Genomic DNA, 18,524 nt, shown 5'->3' on the forward strand with positions numbered 1-18,524 from the left:
AGAAAAATGACTCAATCAGTCATAAAATTCTCCAAAAGCTACTTGTTGGCTTCGATTTCCTCCTTGCCTCCCTTACCTTCGCAGATACGTTTAATTGATTCGAGTGTCTTAGAGATTCCTTCGCCCATCACTGACTCAAAGCTACCATTGGGAGAGTGTTCCACCATGCGCTGTAAAGTTTCAGGACTGGGCGAGTAGTGGATGTGTACCCTAACTCGCGATCGTTCTGCTCCTTCGCTTTGTACCTCCAGCCAGCCGCTGTAATCGTTTTCGCCGTCAGAACCCCATTCCAGCCGCCGCGCCTGTTCGTCCACGCGGAAATGTCCGTCAGAGTCATACTCGCGCTCCCCAGCCTGCCCTTGAGTGCGAATCCTTTCCCCCTCTTGAGGCTGGGCGTTCTTCACTGTTGGGAGATACTGAGGCACGTTTCTCACGTCTGAAATGAAATCAAAGATGCCGTCCGCTGAAGCATCTACAGTTATCGATCGCTCGAATTCAGTTGTCTTGGCGCTGTTTGTACCAGTGGAAGTCATAAGTGTTCCCCTCTCGATTGCTGCAATAGCACGCTACTCAAGCTATCGAATCGGCAGCGGATACAGCTCTACCGTAGGGTAGGGAACAAATGTATTTCTTTCTATTGATTTTGCTACCAAGCAGCTAGATCGGTAGCATTGTTGAAGTCCAGTAAGGCAACTCCCAATTCTTCAAGCTGGGGAGTGGTTAAATTTTGAATTTGGGCTTGTAGTTGGAGGGCAACTTCACCAATCCGCCAATCTTTTTTAAGATTAATTAAAAAAGATTTGAACCTATTTTTAGTAATTAAAAAATACTAATAAGCTACTTTAATGATATTTTCTCATGTAGATTATGGTAAGATCTTTAACAAAACTATGAATATAATTTATGCCTGCAAAGGATGCTTTTCATTATATTGTTAAGATTGCACTTCAAAAAGATGGTTGGAGTGTTACCCACGATCCGTTCGCTATTAGTTTTGGTGGAGTAGATATGCAGATCGATCTAGGCGCAGAAAAGTTAATAGCTGCTGAAAAAGATGGAGAAAAGATTGCGGTTGAAGTTAAAAGTTTCTTGAATACATCGGCGATTTCTGAATTTCATACTGCTCTCGGTCAATTTATCAACTATCGTACCGCTCTAAGATTAAAAGAACCTCAGCGTAATTTATATCTTGCCGTTCCTCTAGAAACCTATAATGAGTTTTTCCAACTTCAGTTTACAATAACTATTATGCAAGAGTATCAACTGAAGCTGATTGTTTATGATGTCGATTTGGAGGAAATTGTCAGATGGCAAAGTTAGAAGAATATCGGCAGCATGTTCAAGAGCTACTAACAAAGTATAGTAGCTATAAACCTGCTCATGGAGACGTTGAACTCGAAACAATTTTTGACACGAAGCAAGATCGCTACCTAATTGTTAGTGTCGGTTGGGAGAATAAGCATAGAGTCTATGGCTGTTCCATACATATCGATATCAAAAATGAGAAGATATGGATTCAACAGAACAGAACAGAAATAGATATTGCTAAAGAGCTGGTTGCTTTAGGAGTTTCAAAGGAGGATATCGTGATTGGATTTCATTCTCCTACGATGCGGAAGTTTACGGAATTTGCTGTAGGTTAATAAGTTTACTCGTCTACTCCCAGGCATATATAGGTTTCTGATGTTTCAGATTTTCGCGATCGCCTCCCGACGATTGAGCTATTACTCTCCATAAACCGTCACAATAATCTTTCTAGAGGCGCGGTTTGATATCGCATTCAAGGTGGAAAATTTGTTGCCAAGTGCCTAGCTCTAGCTTTCCTTGACTCACTGGCACGGTTAGAGAAGGTTCAAGCCATGTTGCTTGTAAATGAGAATGTCCGTTGCCATCATGCCACATCTGTTCGTGTCCGTATTCTCGGCTCGGTGGAATGAGTTTATTTAGAAGTTCGGGTAGGTCGCGTTGCAGTCCTGGCTCAAATTCAATCGTACCAATGGCTGCCATACTGCCAATATTGAAAATGTGAACCATTCCCGTTCTAATTTCAGAATCTTTCACAATTCGACTAACTTCATCGGTTAGGTCGTGCATATCTCCATGATGTTTGGTGGAAATTTCGATTTGCGATTGATGAACCATAATTAATCGCGTTCCTCCACTTTCTAGTCATGTTACATGGAAGTATTTTGGTTGTAGCAAACAAGCGATCGCTCAAAATGTCCCACCAGGACTAGTGAATTGAAACCTGCCCAATCCCAGATATTGACTGCGGACTTTCTTGCCTGGTGGGGAAGCTGCGACTTGAAATAAGTAAATGCCACCAAAGGAAGGATTTTTTACCGAACGCAGGCGAATTGTCACTGTCTGTCCTGGTGGTACTGGTGGATTAAATCCAATCGAGATCGTCTTTTGTTGGCGATCGCTCGCAATCTTGCCCAAAGTTAGTGCTTGTCCAGTCCTCGTTTCTGCACGAATACATTTTAGATTAAATGCCAAGTTTTCTTTCCCAAGCTGTTGAGTCAATGTAATTTGTTGCAATGGCTCTCCCGCAGCTGGAGGTAAATGAATTGTGAAATAGTAGCTAGCCGACACCCCAGGACTAATATCTGTAACTCTCGCTTTAACTAGCTCAGGAGGTTGCACGAATTGAATCGTGCCATCTCTTAACTTCACAGCTTGGACGCAAGGCGATCCAAATACTCCCAAACTGGCAATTAGCAGCAATCCCAAGCCTAACCTGTTGGTAGCTTTCATTGATGAATACAGATAGCTGTTTAACTCTACTGTAGTTGGCAATTGGGTTTGCAGTTTCCATCCATAGATAATTTGTCGATCCTAGTCTTTCGTGCTGTCTAGCAATAGATTCATCACAACCAAATATCAAACCTAATCCGCGCACTGGTTGACTTCCTTTGACAAGTGGATTGCCCTTATTCCAGGCTGACTCGGCGCTATCGACACAAAACTAGAGTCAGCTAGGAATGTAGGCGAACTTGTCTGGGTTTGGACCAATGCGACCGGACTCGCCCCGATCGAGTGCGGAGATTGTGTCAATGTCGGTGGAATCCAGTTCAAAGTCAAACAGTTCAAAGTTCTCCTTCATGCGCGATGGTGTCACCGACTTCGGGAATATGATGTCACCGCGTTGGATGTGCCATCGCAACACGACCTGAGCTGGAGTCTTGCCTACCTTGTGGGCAAGCCGAGCGATCGTGGGGTCTTCAAGCACCTTGCCCTGCGCCAATGGCGACCACGCCTCGGTAGCGATCTGATGCTCCTGTCCGTAGCTGCGTACCGCCTGATTGGTGAAGTAGGGGTGTACCTCGATTTGGTTGACTGCTGGAACTATTTCGGTTTGGGCTGCCAGCTTTTCCAAGTGGTCGATCTGGAAGTTCGACACTCCGATGGAGCGGGCGCGACCGTCACGATGAAATTCCTCCAGCGTCTTCCAGGTCGAGACGAAATCGCCGTCGTATAAAGTCGGCAAAGGCCAGTGGATGAGGAACAAATCCACGTAGTCGAAGCCGAGTTCCAAGAGCGTGGTGTCGAATGCCTTGCGAGCGCGATCGGGCTGGTGGAACCCATTGTTGAGCTTGCTGGTGACGAAGATTTGGCTACGCTCTAGACTAGAGGCGCGGATCGCCTCACCCACCTGCTTCTCATTGCCGTACATCTGTGCAGTATCGATCTGCCGGTAGCCGATTTCCAGCGCCTGGCTGACTGCCTTGACGGTATCCTGCGGCTCGATTTGGAAGACCCCAAATCCGAGCTGTGGAATAGTCTTGCCGTCATTGAGGGTGATGTTGGGAACTGCACTCATAGTTGTCTAATCTTGCTGGTGAAATTCAGGGCAACAGTGAAATTCCTCTCATTCTATGTCGCGAGTATGAGTGCAGCCGTATACCTATGGTGATATTGCTGATGAGGTATCGATTAATGTGGCAGATCGAGCTGAGTGATGCCGTGAAGCACTTATTATAGTTGAACAATTACCAAATCCTCAAGCAGGATCGATATGGTTAAACATACACAAGCTCATATGTCCTGCAAGCTGAACAAAAATCAGCCTTTGGCGCTCAAAGAAAGAACAAAATCGCAGATGGAATACTACATGGGTGCGAAGCTGATTGAAATTGGCGTGAATCCGAGATCGGCTATTTGCCGTTGGTCGCTGGAATTGCAGGGAAGTGAAGAAGTCTGGACTTATAGTGCCTTCTGGGGTGAGTCTAAAGAACAGTTACTTTTAGGGCAGCAGCCACTTCAAGGAGCTGCGCTGCTCAATTGTGCCAGAGCTAATACTTCTCAAGAATTAGCAGCGGTTGCCCAACTATGCGGCTATGGCAAAGATTTTGACAGTTTTCAGGAGGCGTTAAAGCAGGCAACAGGGAAAATTGAATCTGGAGTAAGCTAAAGGATCGTAGATTATTCGTCTCGCCCAGAGCGATCGAAAAAGGATCGGGTATTCACTCACAAAGAGAAGGGAACTGTGCGTTTTTCTTTGTTGCTTTGCATTGCCAATTCGATCGTGCGAATTGTATTTCTTGCTTCTTCAGGCTTAACACTTAGCTCTGCCCGATCGCCAATCGTATCAGCTATATTCTGATAGTAAGCTTGATAGCAACCTGCAAGTGTTTCGATTTGCCCCTCCACTTGTAACCCGCTAATTTGTGTCCTCAAAGTTCCCCACTTCTCTCTAGGCTCTTCTCCCCAGTTTGGATCGGCAGGTGTGAGTCCTTGCTTCAAAGCTTCTTCTTGCGGATCGTAGCCGTATTTAATAAAAGAACCTTCCGTACCATGTAAAATGAAACGCGAACATTGCTCCTTTACCAGCATACTTGCCTTCAAAGTCACCTTCAAGTTGTCGTAATGCAGTATTAGCTCAAAATTATCGTCTGCCTTGCCAAAATCTCTTTGAATTCTGATGTCCGACGCGATTGCTTGTGGTAAGCCAAATAGAACCTGTGCCTGATCTATTAAGTGCGATCCAAGATCGAACAAAACCCCACTCCCGTTCCCTTCGTCTTCCCTCCAGGCATTCGGCTTGACGTAATTTCTGAAGCGATCGTAATGGGACTCATATTCCACTAAGCGTCCTAAAAGCTGACTATCTAACAACCGCTTCACTGTGAGAAAATCACCATCCCACCTCCGGTTGTGATGAACGCTAATGAACTTGTTTTGCTGACGCGCTAAATCGATCAATTGCTGTGCTTGGTTCGAGTTAACAGTGAAAGGTTTTTCAACGACTACATGTTTATTTGCTAGTAAAGACTGGCGTGCTAGATCGAAATGGGAAATATTTGGAGTTGTAATTACAACCAAAGCTATTTCTTTATCTTGCAAGAGTGTCGTGGTATCGCGCATGACTTCCACCCCAGGATAATCTTGACTAGATTGATTCCCATGTCGTTCGACCACCTTTTTGAGTTGAAGATGGGGAACTGACTGAATAATTGGCGCGTGAAACACGCGAGCTGCCATGCCATAACCAACCAGTCCTACGCCAATTTGCTCTACCATTTTTTCTCCAGCATGACTCGCTCCTACAATCAATAGTAAAGCTACAACAGTATAGATTTTTAGCCTATAGGAAATCCTTTTGTTCTTTTCCACAATCACATGAACCCATAGGATTACTATTTGATTTTTGAACAAATACGTAGGGTGCGTTACACGCGCTTCGCACCCTACAAATACCTATTCTCATTCAATAATCAAACCAGAGTGCTATAGCAGCAGCATGGTGATGTCCTGAGCTAACTCGATCAACGAGTGGGGAGATTTTCTGGAATCTAGTGTGAAATTCGTGAAGCTATCTATATAACAACAGTTCAATTCTAAATTTAAAACTCTATGGTTAGCTGGGGTGCGGTTCTAAACTGCGCCCCTTATTATTTGCGTAAGCGTTGCACAAACCACAATCGGCAATGGTTTCAAATAGCGCGTTACTGCTAGTATTGGGTCAAATAGTCGCTCCCATAGCTTTCGGTTCTACCGCTCGAAGGCTCAGGTAGCTAGAGTAGAAACAAGGATCGCACTGCGTTTATGGATTAATCCCAAAATCAGCCAAAGTGCAACCTCATTGATATCCTTGTTGGGAAGGAACATACTGATGACTCAAGTTTTCCCATCCACTACACCAATAACTCGCTACGTTCGTGCCGCTCAACTAGCTGATGTGGAAGCAACTGGCAGTCTGCTAGTCAATTTGGAGCAGCAGACGATCGCCCTATTTTTCTCAGATGGCAAGGTATACGCGATCGATAATCGTTGTCCGCACATGGGCTTTCCACTGCATGGCAGCACTTGCAAAGATGGAATTGTGACTTGTCCTTGGCACTATGCTCGTTTTGACTTAGCCAGTGGCGGAACGTTTGATTCTTGGGCGGATGACGTGCGTTCTTTCCCAGTCCAAATTCGCTCTGGAGAAGTCTGGATCGATCTAGCCCCTCCATGCGATGCTTACGCCCATCAACGCCAGCGGCTTCAAGATGGTTTGGAACATAGCATTTCGCTGGTGATTGCCAAGTCTGTCATTGCCCTGCTGGATCTAGGAGTCGAGCCAACAGAACCATTTCAAATTGGATTAGATTTTGGTACGCGCTACAGCAAAGACGGTTGGAGTACTGGCTTAACCATCCACACCTGCATGATGAGTTTATTACCTTACTTGGATGCCGAAGACAGACCCCGCGCTCTTTATCAAGGGTTGTCGGCAGTAGCACGGGATTGTGCTGGTGCGCCACCGCGATTTTGGGTTCATTCATTACCCAATTCCGCAATTGAGTTGGAGACTCTCAAACGCTGGTTTCGCCAGTTTATTGAATTGCGGGATAGCGAAGCGGCGGAACGATGTCTAGTGTCTGCGGTGCGTCAGGGAGCAAAGCCAGAGCAGATGGCAGATATGCTGTTTGCTGCTGCTTGCGATCGTCGCTATCTGGATATCGGGCATAGCCTTGATTTCATTAACAAAGCACTCGAAGCATTAGATGCTACAGGCTGGCAAAAAGCCGAGTCAGTTTTAACGAGTCTAGTTTCTGGTTTGGCTGGGGCGACGCGCATGGAAGAATCTAACTCCTGGCGCTATCCAGTAGATTTAGTGGCAATTTTGGAGTCAGCTTTTGCCCAGTTACCTGCTGCTGTGGAAGCAGGACGCTCTCGACGGGGAACTTGGTCAGGGCGAGAGCAGCTCGTACCTATTCTCATGGGAGAAGACCCACAAGCGATCGCCGATGCCCTGTTAAATGCCCTACAACAAGGCTGTACTGAGAATGAATTAGCCGCAACCGTTACCTACGCGGCGGCTTTGCGGGTTGCTCGCTTTCACACCAACAACGAGTATGGAGATTGGGACACGGCACATCATCCTTTTACTTTTGCTAACGCCGTGCATCAAGGACTGCGGCGCGTGCCATCAGTGGAGCTATTGCGGGGTGTATTCGACGCTGCAATGAGCGTGTATCTCAATCGTTTTCTCAACGTGCCAGCGGCTCGGCTTCCAGAACCCAGCGAGCAGGAGGCAAATCCAGAACAACTGTTGCTCCAACTACCAGATTTATTGGACAAACAGCAGCAAGTCAATGAGGTCGGTCAGGTTGTTGCCCAGTATCTCTATGGTGGTGGTAGCCCGCAGCGGCTCATGGCAATGCTAGGTAAAATGATGTTGCGGGAGAACCGAGATTTTCACGTCATTCAAGAGATGGAAGCTGCTTTTCGCCAGTACGATCTACACAGTCAAACTCCTGTTGGAGTTCACATATTGGGTGCGGCTGCCCGCTACTTAGCTGCCCACGCGCCGACAATGCGTTCTCAAGCACAAACTTACCAAATTGCCACTCGATTGCACAAAGGCGATCGCCTGTTTGAGTCAAGTTAAGGACTGGATTGGAGTGTCTGCTGTTTTCGCGTTTCGGTGCTAGTAGGGTGGAGTGTATGGTTGCGATCGCAACGTCTCAGCAATGCTTATGCAATTGCTTGCCCTTATTCTTTCGGGATCTTAAATCCTAACTGCTTCAACCAAGAGCAAGCATTGGAGCTATAAGTCCATACGGAGTCCCTACAATTCTAGTAACGGCTTCTGCTAAATTATTAGCGATCGCACTGTTGGTTGCGGGTAGCAGAGCTATATTTCTACATACTTAGGCGATCGCCAGAATTTAAACCCTAGTTAATATCCCGATCCTCACAGCAGTGTATACGTAAAGTAGATCGTTTGTGGGTGAGGATACATGTTTAAAATTGCAAAGTTTTCGATCGGTAGCGTATCGCTAAGCGCGGTGCTAACCTATCAGTGGTTGGGGAATGCTCAAGCGCTTGCCGCAGAACTAGTTGGGCGTGCAGTTTTACCATCAGCTACATTTGCACCAGGACCAACATCGGGTCAGTTGAGCAGCAGTGCTAATGACGTGTCCGTACCATTTCTAGAGCGACAACCAGTGCAAGGAATTTCTGCTGTCTTGCTTGGTTCCAAGCCTGGTACTTTTCTCATCATGTCAGATAACGGTTTCGGTTCCAAAGCAAATTCTCCTGACTTTGTGTTGCGATTCTATGGAGTGAAACCCGATTTCGTCACCGCTAAAGGTGGTTCGGGGAAGGTCTTGCCAGTCAATCCAACAACGGGTAGGAAATTAGATAGCTTCAACAGTGAAAGCTTTGTCCAGCTCAATGACCGTGCTGCTAGAGTCGGTTTTCCGATTGTGGCTGAGCAAAATATATATCCAGGCAGCACTAGCTCTACAAACCCCAACGGTATTGCTGTAGATTCTACTATCCGGTCAGAACGCTTGTTAACTGGAGCAGATTTCGATCTTGAATCATTTCGACGGGATGCAGATGGTACCTACTGGTTTGGAGATGAATTTGGACCGTTCTTAATACATACTGCTGCCGATGGCGAACTGCTAGAACCGCCGATTTCCTTGCCGAATTTTTTACAAATAGGCGATCGCCCTTTGGTGCAGTCTCCTGACAATCCAGCGTTTGCCGATCTGCCTGACGATGAGGCAAGAGTTGCTACAGCCAACCTGCCACGCTCTAGAGGGTTTGAAGGTACTGCAATTAATCCCAAAGGGACTAAGCTATACGCCATGTTGGAAGGAGCATTAGTACCCGATCGACAGAGCGATCGCCTACTCATTCATGAATTCGATCTCAAAACTCAGCAGTATACGGGTCATGTTTTTGCTTATCGATTGGAAGATAGCACTCACGCGATCGGTGAGCTGACTGCGATTAACGAGCGCGAGTTTTTAGTCATTGAGCGCGATAATCGACAGGGAGATCCCAATAACCCAGCGTTTACTACACCGGCTCAATTTAAACGAATTTACAAAATCGATCTGACTCAATTGGATCGCGAGGGATTTGTCGCTAAAGAGTTACTCGTAGACTTATTAAATATTCCCGATCCCAATAGAATTGGTGGCAACGGTACGACAAATGATGTATTTACCTTTCCATTTGTCACGATTGAAAGCGTGTTACCTGTGGATGAAAAAACCTTACTAGTAATTAACGATAACAATTATCCATCTAGTGCAGGTCGTACCCCTGGCAAACCTGACGATAACGAGTTTATTCTCATTCAACTGAATCGACCTTTAGAGCTGGAATAGTAGTTAGGCTGCTTCAGGTGATTGCTCCCGACAGTACTTGGAGGTGCTATTAGGTAGGCGATCGCTCCCTAACTGCCTCGCGTATCGTCACAATTTGACTCCGATTGTGTCGTCTTCCGTGCCAAGCCCAGAAATGCTTTTATTACTGGTGAGGGATCGTGCTGCCGCCAAGTCAGATAAAGTCCGGTTTTAGGTGTCTGCTCTTGTAAGGGTCTGTAAATGACTCCGCTTCTGTGGAAGTTTTGCAAGGAGGCGGGAACGAAAGCGATACCCAGTCCTGCTGCAACCAAGCCGACGATCGTTTGCATCTGAACTGCTTCTTGAGCAACTTGCGGACGAAATCCAGCTTGTTGACAAATGTGAATAATCTGCTCGTAAAAGACGGGTCCCATTTTGGCAGGAAATAGGATAAATAATTCCGCAGCCAATGTGGAGAGAGACACTTGAGTCTGGGCAGAGAACGGATGGGTTTCTGGCAACGCCAAGACCAATGATTCTTGCAAAATGCATTCCACACTCAAACCTGGCTCGCTGATGGCACGAACAATGCCGATGTCAATCTGTTTCTGATGCAGGGCTTGAATTTGCTCAGCAGTCGTCAGTTCGTGCAATCGCAATTCTACAGCCGGAAACTGAGATCGAAAGACACTTAAAATCTCTGGCAGTACGGTATACGTTGCAGAGCCGACAAAGCCTAGCGCCAACCGTCCAACCTCACCCCGCCCGATCCGTTGTGTCACTTCGATTGCCTGTTCGAGTTGCGCTAACACTAGATAGGATCGCTCTAAAAACACTTTGCCTGCTTCAGTCAGATGCACTTGCCGCTTCGTTCTCTCAAACAGCTTGACTCCTAGTTCATCTTCCAAACTACGAATCTGCTGACTGAGCGGGGGTTGGGAAATGCACAACCGCACTGCTGCTCGACTAAAGTGTAGTTCCTCAGCCACCGCGATGAAGTAGTGCAGGTGCCGTAATTCCATCACATTTATATGTCTAACCTATTAATCTTAGTCAAATATATATTGGACAGTCGTATGGCTGTCTCCTATCGTCAGAAATATATGGTGTGTCTCATCCGAAAAAGCAGAATTCAAGTCAGGAGAAAGTTAAGTGATTCGACTAGACGATCGAGTAGCGATTATTACTGGAAGCGGGCGAGGTTTGGGGGCAGCCTATGCCCGCCTGCTGGCGGAAAGAGGAGCGCGTGTCGTTGTGCATGACGCAGGCGTTAACAAGGATGGAACCGGATTCGATCCGAACGTGGCGGCTGATGCTGCAAGGAAAATTCAACAAGCAGGTGGAGTTGCGTTCCCGAGCAACGTCATCCTCGATCGTAGAGATAGCTGCCAAAGTTTAGTGGAAACTGCGCTCTCGAAGTTTGGTCGCCTCGACATCTTAATCCACAATGCCAGATGGGTCGCCTATCAGTCAGTGCCAGAACTAACGCCTGATTTTCTACAACGCGCCATCAGCATTAATTTAGAGGCACCAACATGGCTGGCTCAAGCCGCCTTTGGGATTATGAAACAGCAAAACTACGGACGGCTCGTGCTGACGACTTCGGATAGAGCGATTTATCAGCAATATGCTCTGGGCGGTCTTGCAGCTTACGCGATGGGAAAAATGGCGCAGATCGGTTTGATGAATGTGCTGGCGGTTGAAGGCAAAGAGCATGGCATTCTCGTGAATGCGATTTCGCCAGTCGCCAAAACGCGGATGTGGAATGTCCAGGATGAACCAGAAGATTTACGACCAGAGCAAGTAGCCCCTGGAGTGTTATATCTCGCTTCTTTTGAATGCCGAGAGTCTGGATTTATCTTAAGGGCAAGTAACGGGCAATTCACAGCCGCACGCTGGATCGAACGAGACAATGTGGACTATCCGTTAAACCTTGCAGCTGTTGAGGTTTCTACTGCGGAGGATTTGGCGACTCGCTGGCAGGAGATTGCTGCGGATGTTGCGTTTTAAGGAGGAGGTTTGTCCTTCGAGATGGTATGTAGGGAAACAATCGAGATTGTTGGCAGGTTAGCGACGATAGGAGCGCGATCGCATGACTCGATCAGGATACGTAGCTTGGCAAACACCGTAACAGTAAGCTTGTACGATATGCCGATCTACATTATTTTATTGTCATTACTCTTAGCAGTACCGATCTAGGTTGTGAAACGAGCCAGCAATACTACAGTAGTCGATCGAGTAGGAGAATTGATTGCATGAACCAGTCGATGGTAGCGTCGTCATTGCGGTGGTAGCGTCGTCATTGCGGTGGTAGATGGGGAGTTGACGGTAAAGCGACTGCATCGAAAGGGCGATCGCCTCCTTTTGGTGGCTGCCAACAACTGCTACAAACCCCTAGAAATTACCGAGTATATGGAGTTTCAGAATCTTTGTCTTCACCAAGTTTGTTCGTGAAAAATCCGAGCGATCGCTAATTTTGCATCGTATACTTCTGGATAAGTTACTGTCTTTTAGAGCGAAAGAGTCAATGAAAAGGCTCTAGTCAAAACTGTTACTCCAGATGTTACACCGATGTTGCAATCTATCATCCGTTGCTCGCGATCGATCGTCGGAACAATAATTGTATTTTTTGGGATGGCGCACTTAGTACCCGCGATCGCTACTGCACCTGCCCCGCCACAACTCGTGTCAGCCAAGTTAAACGGTCAAGCCGTCTACGTTTTGTACTTGACCCGCAGTAGCGATAAAGTGTTAGTCCGCTGCTACCCAGGACAGCAACCCAAGGTTGAAGTGCAAGCAAAAGCTGACGGCACTAAGGAAGGGATTTTGACTTGTGGAAATTGAAATTTGCCCCAACTGTGCTGCCTAGAATTGGCATATGAGTTTTTTCGTCAATAGAAGTTTGGGGGAAATAATAGGAAATATCTAAAAATTAACTAATAAAAAAAATAATTTAATTTAGTCAATACATTTATTTTCATCCATATGCATTCAGCTTTCTGGAAATCTATGCGGTTCAAGAAATTTGCCTTTGTCTTGGCGATTTCTCTGGTCGTAGCTTTTCACTTGCCTGGTTTAGCGCAAGTAGCAGAACAGCCTGTCGCGATTTTTCATGCTTTTAATCAAAACTATAACGATGTCAAAAAGTTTGTCTGCCAACTTGCTGACCAAGGATACTCTCACATTCAAATTGCTCCAGCACAGAAATCTAATTCTAGCCAAGAATGGTGGGCGCGATATCAACCCGTAGACTACAGCATTATCAAAGGTAAAGGTTCCCAATTAGATTTACGACAGCTAATCGCTCAAGCTCATAAATGCCAAGTTAAAGTCATTGCTGACGTTGTGTTCAACCACATGGCTAACTTAAGTAGTGGCGATGATTTTGAAGACTTGTCTAAATTTCCAGGTTTAACTAAAGATGATTTTCATTCCGCTCCAGGCAATCCTGGCAAGAAACCCTGTGACATCAACTATAACGATGGCAACAGAAATTCAGAACTACATTGTTGGCTGGGCGGACTTCCAGATCTAAAATATACTGCCAATGTGAAAAAAATTCAAAAAGCGCATTTAAAGAAACTGCTCGACCTGGGAATTGATGGATTTCGGTTTGACGCTGCCAAGCACATGCCAGCAGATATTGTTAAAGAGTATATTGACTACATCAATCGCGAAAGCAAAGGAAAGACATGGAATTATCTGGAGGTAATTACCGATAGCGATACCCGTGCAGACGATTACAAGTGGATTGCTGCCGTCACAGACTTTATCCTCTACAATTCCATGAAAGCAGCATTTACCTTTGGTGGAGATCTGCGATCGCTACGAATTCCTATCGCCGTAGATGACTCGCGTAGCGTCACTTTTGGCAGAAATCACGATACAATTCGGGAGATTAATTCTAGCGCCATTAACCCTTACAGCGATCGTTCTGACTCCTACCTAGCGACAGCTTACGTGTTAGCTAGAGAAAGCGGTACTCCCTTAATACTCAACTGGGATAATGCTGATGCGCCGTACATCAAAACTGGTGTGAAGTTCCGTCAAATTATGCGCCAGCGCCTTAGAGCAGGTGGCAACGTCAAAGAAAATGTTTTAGCTACCGTTGACAGCTCAACTGTCTTATTGATGGAACGAGGAAATGAAGGATTTTTTATTGTTAATAAAGCAGCAGGCGAATTCGATATTCCGGTACTGGATTTAACCCTGACGAATATCGAAGGATGTTATCGAGAACTGCGAAATAACTTTACGGTTGCCGTTCAACGTCGCCACAACGGTAAGAAATTTGTCACTCGCTGGGGAACGCAGAATCGAGGCGGTATGGAAGTTCGGGGACGCGATGCTCTTTACTTCATCCGCGAGCCTTGGCAGCAGTGTCAGACTCCCAGCTAGCTTTTGCTTCATTCAGCTATAGAAGAGATAGAGTCGCGATCGTTCTCTGCTCTCGATCGCTCTTGTTCGGGCATTTTTAGGCATTTATGCGTATTGAAGATCTACAACAGTATCAACTCTTTTCGTAGTTTTTCTCAACGCAGAACTCGGAAGGAAAATCAGAAGTTTATTAGCTGTTGTTGACGTTGGGAAAAGCCAAAATGATTGTTATCAAGCGCCTCAAACAGAAAGCTCGATAAGTCTGGCTCTTCTAATTCACTTCACCACAACTAGTTATCTGACAATTTCCAGCATGAAAAACCATTACGAGTTTGACTACACAAGAAACGAATCTAGCTATACACAAGCTAGCAATTATTTATTAAAACCACAGCGCAGTAGAAGAACATGGCGAGAAAAGAGTTCAATTGCAGCACTAATGGCTGTGGCTAGTGGATTGATGATTGTAGATATCTCCATTCACAATCTGGTGCTGTCCAGTTTGATGTTTTTAACTTCGCTCGTATTGATGCTACCTAAAGAAGCCAATGCACTACTGCTCAACTTTGAAAAACTACAGCGAAAATACGGCATCAACATTTATACGATTATATTTTTAGTTGTCTCTACGATCTTTATCATAGATTTTGCTTCGGCACCCGCTAGCGCCCAGTTCATGAACAACGCAGAGACGTTTTTCAGAAACACCGCTTACTTTCCTGGGATTAACGCACAAGTCGTTGGATTCATTTTTGCGATTCTGCGCGGGTTATTCTTAATTTACTTGGGTATTGCTTTAGTACGTATCGTTCAAGCTGCTCGAAATGACGAGGACTGGCAGATCCTTGCCAGAACGCCAATCATTGTTGCCGTTACTGTTGTGATTGGAGATATTTTAGCTGGACTCATAGTAGGTGGTGCTGGCGGTGGTGCTGCCTAAGCCGCATCGGACAACCCAAGCACAAGCCTGATGGGATTGACAAGGAGCGGTGCAAATCTGCTCCCAGACATCGATCGCAACATCACGTCAATCGAGCGCACGACAGTTCAGTTTATCTCAATCTTAAATATTCCTGGTTCCACTTCTCCTCAATCGATCGCAACATCACGTCAACCGAGCGCACAACGGTGAGTTTATTCCAAGTTTTGACATTCCTGGTTCCACTTCCCCTCGTTCGAGTCAGTAGTAACATTCCCAAAAAGAGTTTTCCCGCCCAAAAACTAAAACATATAAAGTCAACTCATAAATGAGCAAGCAAGAACGCGAATTTCGCAGCGTCAACCGCGTTTTGGGACAGCAACCCCGCCTCGGTCCGTTCCCTGCCGACCAAATCCTTCCCTGGAGCGCGATCGCCTTAATTATGTATATGGCAGTCAAGGGATTTCTACAACTATCTTGGCTGGCAACTGGAATCGCGATCGCCTGGGGTTGGGCGACGTGGTGGACGGTCAGCGCCAATAAAGATTTTTTCGGCAAGTTTATCGGTACGCCGCGAGTCACAAAAGGTTACAAATCGTTCGCTTCGCTAACTGGTTTGCCAACTAATAGAAAAATCAAGAAAAAACGGCATTCACGTCGCCGTCGATAACCTTCCGACCGACCCAAGTTAGAGCATTTTGAAAACAAGAAGATCTCCGTCATGACTGCAACGAAGACAGCAAAATCAAAAGACAAAGTTGGCAGACAAGCTTTAGATCCCGAACAAATAGGAGTTGTCAAAAATCTCACTCCTTTTGAAGACATCGTTCATTTAGCAGGGATTGTGAATATCTCCCTAGCCGATCGCCAAAACATAGGCGCTCTCGTTCTCAAGAAAAATGAAGACATTCAAATCAAATTTTGCTTTGAGGCTAAAGGAATTCATTCATCTCTGCCTGAAGAACAAATTCTGCCGATTTTTGAAAGAATCGAAGGTGGTCTCAAAGAATTACCTGAAGGCGAAACGCTGACAATTCACGTCGGTTCGTTCGCTGACGACGATCGCCGCCAGCAGGAATTACTGAAAATTGAGCAAGGTTGCGATTTAGAACAGCTGCAACTGTTGATGCGTTCCGAGCGCCTGCGGACGCGCGAGTTGACTAAACTAGGTACTCGGAAAAATAAGTTTTTGCGTCTCTGGTGTACTTATACTGTGACTGCATCAGAAGAAAGCCGTAACTACGATGCAATTGAAAAAGCGATCGAGCGGTTGCAAATTAGCTGGAAGCAATTTACCGGACAAATTCATGGCTTTCGCGCCGGACGAGTTGAAAATATCCTCCGCAATAGCTTTGCTAATGGTTTTCAACTGTGGGAACAAATCCTCAGCAACACGATGGGATTGAACCTCCGCGCCTTCACGGGCGAAAATATTTGGGAAGTGTTATGGCAGCAATTCAATCGCACTCAAATACCACCGATTCCTAACTCGCTTTACCTCGATGAAGATAAACTGAGCGAAATTCAGACGAGCGACTTTCACATTCGCCATCATCTACTAGAAAATGAAAACTCCGTACCTTACCTAGACCGCGCTTGGGTTAAGCTCCAAGACGAATACATTGGCGTTCTCAACTTCAGCGAAAAACCTGGCGGATGGGTTGATGAATACTCGCAACTGCGTTATTTATGGTCGGTTCTGGCTAAAGATAGAGTCATTGATACCGAAGTTATCTGTCAACTGACCAAAGCCAATCAAAGTTTAGCTAAAGTTGCTTTACAACGCATTACCAAACAGTCACTGACAGCCTCGGCAATGTCTGCCGATAGCAACTCAGTTGACGTTAAATCTAATATGAATATCGAGGAGGGAATCAAAGCACAAGAAACCATATACAAGGGAAACGTTCCCATCCACACTGCAGTTGTTTTTCTAGTACATAGAAAGACCAGAAAACAACTTGACAATGCCTGCCGCTACTTATCAACTTGTTTTCTGCGTCCGGCAGTCGTCAATCGAGAAGTTGAATATGCTTGGAAGACGTGGTTGCAATGCACTCCGATTGTTTGGGAGAAATTGCTGACAAGACCATTCAACCGTCGCTTGCCATACTTCTCCTGCGAAGCACCAGGCTTGATGCCTTTGATGCAAACTGCTACTGGCGATAAAGAAGGCTTTGAATTGATTGCTGAGGAAGGCGGTACGCCAGTCCATATCGATCTATACAAACAACACAAAAATATTGCCGTATTCGGTACGACTCGCTCCGGTAAATCCGTGGCTGTTTCGGGAATTCTCACTCCAGCTTTAGCACGAGGAACTCCCGTCGTCGCCCTCGACTATCCCAAGCCCGATGGCACTTCCACCCTCACCGATTACACTAACTTTTTGGGTGACGATGGTGCGTATTTCGATATTACTAAAGAGTCAAATAATTTATTTGAGTTACCGGATTTAAGAGGGTACGATTGGGAAACGATTAAAGAAAGAATGACAGATTTCAAAGAATTTTTGAAATCCGTACTCATGACAATGGTACTTGGGACTAAACCAACTGGGACTAACTCAACTCGCATTTCTCAGATTGAAAGCATATTAACTTTAGCTTTGGAAACATTTTTCAATGATGACGATCTCAAATTACGCTATAAGTTAGCGATAGAACGGGGAGTCGGTACTGCCGAATGGCAAGACACGCCAACGCTAGAAGATTTTTATCACTATTGCTCCCCTGGTTATCTCAAGCTGGATACGATTGCCAATAATAGTAAAGAAGTTTTAGAAGCTTTAGACCAGATTAGATTGCGGTTAAAATTCTGGCTCAATTCGCGTGTCGGTCAGTCGGTCGCTCGTCCCTCTAGCTTTAGAACCGATGCTAGATTGCTTGTATTTGCATTGCGATCGCTTTCTAGCGAAGAGGATGCGGCAATCCTCGCCCTCAGTGCCTACGCCGCTGCGTTGCGCCGCGCTCTCTCGTCCAAGGTTTCGATTTTCTTTCTAGATGAAGCACCAATTCTATTTGAGTTTGAAGCCATTGCAGAACTGATCGGTCGGTTATGCGCCAACGGAGCCAAAGCCGGAATTCGCGTCATCTTGTCAGCGCAAGAGCCAGAAAGTATCTATAAGAGTAAGTCCGCAGCTAAAATCTTTGCCAACTTGACGACGCGCTTGATCGGTCGGATTCAATCGAGTGCTGTAGATCCGTTTGTCGAGCGTTTCAAGTATCCTTACGAAATTATTTCTCGCAACTGTACGGAAGCATTCTTTCCTAAAAAGGAAAGCATTTATTCGCAATGGTTGCTCGACGACAATGGCAAACTCACGTTCTGTCGTTACTATCCGCCACACTGCTTGCTTGCTACTGTTGCTAATAATCCAGACGAACAAGAATTGCGCGGTCTATACCTCAACAAATATCGTCACGACCCCATGCTCGGTATCGTGCGCTTTTCGGAAACTTATGTCAAGATGATTCGCGGCGAACAACTCACAGATGAAGCTGTAGAACTTTTAGCAATCGCTAATAGTATAGTCTCTTTTAGAAAAGCGAAGATCCCAGAAGAATCTCCAGATTTTCAATGTCAAAAAATGAAAGTTTAGCAATTAACCATAGCCGTTCTAAATCTATTGTGAAATTGTGACTCATCTGTGA

Annotated in this window: 18 protein-coding genes and 2 pseudogenes; 13 read left to right on the forward strand and 7 right to left on the reverse strand. The window is 45.7% G+C overall.

Features of this window, described 5'->3' with window-relative positions:
* Positions 1-38: 38 nt before the first annotated feature.
* Both H6G17_RS27065 and H6G17_RS34870 read right to left on the reverse strand, forming a co-directional pair.
* Positions 39-533 carry an SRPBCC family protein gene (locus H6G17_RS27065; protein ID WP_192161662.1) on the reverse strand — a complete coding sequence of 165 codons (495 nt, stop codon included), beginning with the start codon at positions 531-533 and terminating at the stop codon, positions 39-41.
* 113 nt (positions 534-646) lie between these two features.
* A complete protein-coding gene (locus H6G17_RS34870) occupies positions 647-820 on the reverse strand; it encodes a DUF4351 domain-containing protein (protein ID WP_192161688.1) in 174 nt (57 codons plus the stop codon).
* 83 nt (positions 821-903) lie between these two features.
* Between H6G17_RS34870 and H6G17_RS27075 the strand changes: the two genes are divergently transcribed.
* On the forward strand, positions 904-1,320 hold the full coding sequence (locus H6G17_RS27075; RefSeq protein ID WP_192161663.1) for a XisH family protein: 417 nt from the start codon (positions 904-906) through the stop codon (positions 1,318-1,320).
* Complete coding sequence (locus H6G17_RS27080) at positions 1,308-1,643, forward strand: XisI protein (RefSeq protein WP_192161664.1); 336 nt, start codon at positions 1,308-1,310, stop codon at positions 1,641-1,643. The genes H6G17_RS27075 and H6G17_RS27080 overlap by 13 nt, the downstream gene beginning before the upstream one ends.
* Before the next feature lie 81 nt (positions 1,644-1,724).
* Here H6G17_RS27080 and H6G17_RS27085 read toward each other — a convergent pair.
* From H6G17_RS27085 to H6G17_RS27095, 3 genes and pseudogenes are all read right to left on the reverse strand, one after another.
* Positions 1,725-2,142: pseudogene (locus H6G17_RS27085) on the reverse strand (secondary thiamine-phosphate synthase enzyme YjbQ).
* A 72-nt stretch (positions 2,143-2,214) separates the two neighbouring features.
* Positions 2,215-2,757 carry a DUF2808 domain-containing protein gene (locus tag H6G17_RS27090; RefSeq protein ID WP_192161665.1) on the reverse strand — a complete coding sequence of 181 codons (543 nt, stop codon included), beginning with the start codon at positions 2,755-2,757 and terminating at the stop codon, positions 2,215-2,217.
* 217 nt (positions 2,758-2,974) lie between these two features.
* Positions 2,975-3,823 (reverse strand): aldo/keto reductase, encoded by an 849-nt coding sequence (locus H6G17_RS27095; protein WP_192161666.1) that lies wholly within the window; start codon positions 3,821-3,823, stop codon positions 2,975-2,977.
* Between the two features lie 195 nt (positions 3,824-4,018).
* Here H6G17_RS27095 and H6G17_RS27100 point away from each other — a divergent pair, with 195 nt between their 5' ends.
* Entirely contained in the window at positions 4,019-4,414 is a 396-nt protein-coding gene (locus H6G17_RS27100; protein ID WP_192161667.1) for a hypothetical protein, read from the forward strand.
* A gap of 56 nt (positions 4,415-4,470) precedes the next feature.
* On the opposite strand, the gene H6G17_RS27105 is transcribed toward H6G17_RS27100, so the two are convergent.
* Complete coding sequence (locus H6G17_RS27105) at positions 4,471-5,523, reverse strand: oxidoreductase (RefSeq protein WP_192161668.1); 1,053 nt, start codon at positions 5,521-5,523, stop codon at positions 4,471-4,473.
* Positions 5,524-6,115: 592 nt separating this feature from the next.
* Here H6G17_RS27105 and H6G17_RS27110 point away from each other — a divergent pair.
* Both H6G17_RS27110 and H6G17_RS27115 read left to right on the forward strand, forming a co-directional pair.
* Complete coding sequence (locus tag H6G17_RS27110) at positions 6,116-7,879, forward strand: Rieske (2Fe-2S) protein (RefSeq protein WP_192161669.1); 1,764 nt, start codon at positions 6,116-6,118, stop codon at positions 7,877-7,879.
* Between the two features lie 361 nt (positions 7,880-8,240).
* Positions 8,241-9,617 carry an esterase-like activity of phytase family protein gene (locus H6G17_RS27115; RefSeq protein ID WP_347276476.1) on the forward strand — a complete coding sequence of 459 codons (1,377 nt, stop codon included), beginning with the start codon at positions 8,241-8,243 and terminating at the stop codon, positions 9,615-9,617.
* Between the two features lie 68 nt (positions 9,618-9,685).
* On the opposite strand, the gene H6G17_RS27120 is transcribed toward H6G17_RS27115, so the two are convergent.
* A complete protein-coding gene (locus H6G17_RS27120) occupies positions 9,686-10,597 on the reverse strand; it encodes a LysR substrate-binding domain-containing protein (protein WP_192161689.1) in 912 nt (303 codons plus the stop codon).
* 130 nt (positions 10,598-10,727) lie between these two features.
* Here H6G17_RS27120 and H6G17_RS27125 point away from each other — a divergent pair, with 130 nt between their 5' ends.
* The 8 genes and pseudogenes from H6G17_RS27125 to H6G17_RS27160 all read left to right on the forward strand — a co-directional run bounded on the left by H6G17_RS27125 (position 10,728) and on the right by H6G17_RS27160 (position 18,472).
* The gene (locus H6G17_RS27125) at positions 10,728-11,585 is read left to right on the forward strand and encodes an SDR family NAD(P)-dependent oxidoreductase (protein ID WP_192161671.1); all 858 of its coding nucleotides are present in this window, start codon (positions 10,728-10,730) and stop codon (positions 11,583-11,585) included.
* Positions 11,586-11,873: 288 nt separating this feature from the next.
* A pseudogene (locus H6G17_RS27130) lies at positions 11,874-12,029 on the forward strand (S24 family peptidase); the annotation flags it as partial.
* 117 nt (positions 12,030-12,146) lie between these two features.
* Positions 12,147-12,419: a hypothetical protein gene (locus H6G17_RS27135; RefSeq protein WP_192161672.1), complete on the forward strand. Its 273-nt coding sequence runs from the start codon at positions 12,147-12,149 to the stop codon at positions 12,417-12,419.
* A 165-nt stretch (positions 12,420-12,584) separates the two neighbouring features.
* Positions 12,585-13,973, forward strand: a complete 1,389-nt coding sequence (locus H6G17_RS27140) for an alpha-amylase family glycosyl hydrolase (protein ID WP_192161673.1) — start codon at positions 12,585-12,587, stop codon at positions 13,971-13,973.
* Between the two features lie 292 nt (positions 13,974-14,265).
* The gene (locus tag H6G17_RS27145; RefSeq protein ID WP_192161674.1) at positions 14,266-14,892 is read left to right on the forward strand and encodes a hypothetical protein; all 627 of its coding nucleotides are present in this window, start codon (positions 14,266-14,268) and stop codon (positions 14,890-14,892) included.
* Positions 14,893-14,922: 30 nt separating this feature from the next.
* Positions 14,923-15,084 (forward strand): hypothetical protein, encoded by a 162-nt coding sequence (locus tag H6G17_RS27150; protein WP_192161675.1) that lies wholly within the window; start codon positions 14,923-14,925, stop codon positions 15,082-15,084.
* Between the two features lie 115 nt (positions 15,085-15,199).
* The gene (locus H6G17_RS27155) at positions 15,200-15,541 is read left to right on the forward strand and encodes a hypothetical protein (RefSeq protein WP_192161676.1); all 342 of its coding nucleotides are present in this window, start codon (positions 15,200-15,202) and stop codon (positions 15,539-15,541) included.
* 51 nt (positions 15,542-15,592) lie between these two features.
* A complete protein-coding gene (locus tag H6G17_RS27160; RefSeq protein WP_192161677.1) occupies positions 15,593-18,472 on the forward strand; it encodes a hypothetical protein in 2,880 nt (959 codons plus the stop codon).
* The last annotated feature ends 52 nt before the right edge of the window (positions 18,473-18,524 follow it).

Source organism: Chroococcidiopsis sp. [FACHB-1243], from assembly GCF_014696895.1.
Taxonomy (GTDB): Bacteria; Cyanobacteriota; Cyanobacteriia; order Cyanobacteriales; family Chroococcidiopsidaceae; genus Chroococcidiopsis.